The sequence below is a fragment of the Acidovorax sp. SUPP3334 genome (assembly GCF_030159055.1).
GTDB lineage: Bacteria > Pseudomonadota > Gammaproteobacteria > Burkholderiales > Burkholderiaceae_C > Paracidovorax.
Map to the genome: position 1 here is coordinate 1 of NZ_BQXQ01000131.1, position 535 is coordinate 535.

Below are 535 nucleotides of genomic sequence, written 5' to 3' on the forward strand. Positions count from 1 at the left end.
GAGTTCGAGCGGCTGATCGTGGACACCACGGTACAGGAGAAGGCCATCGCGCACCCGGTGGACTCGCGGCTGCTGGAGATCGCACGCCACAAGGTTGTCGCCGCGGCCAAGCGCGCGGGCATTGCGCTCAAGCAGACGTTTGTCAAGCAAGGCAAGAGCCTGCGCCGCCGCGCCGGCGGCTACGCCCACGCCAAGCAGTTCAAGCGCCTGCGCAAGGTCGTCAAACGCCAGCGCACGATCCTGGGCATTGTGCTGCGCGAGGTGGGCCGCAAGATCGAACAGGCCAGCGAGGCCACCGCGCGGACGCTGACCAGCTTGCAAACGCTGATGCAGCGCGCCGAGCGCATCCGCACACAGCGTCCCAAGGATAAGAACAAGCTGTACGCCCTGCATGCGCCCGAGGTGGAATGCATCGGCAAAGGCAAGGCCCGCAAACCCTACGAGTTCGGCGTGAAGGTCAGCGTGGCGATCACGCACAAGCAGGGCCTGATGGTCGGAGCGCGCAGCTTTACCGGCAACCCCTATGACGGCCACG

Annotated in this window: 1 protein-coding gene; it reads left to right on the top strand. The window is 65.8% G+C overall.

What is annotated here, in order from left to right; genetic code table 11:
• Nucleotides 1-535: transposase family protein (locus tag AVHM3334_RS23805; protein WP_502869976.1), on the top strand; the 535-nt coding region annotated here is incomplete at both ends.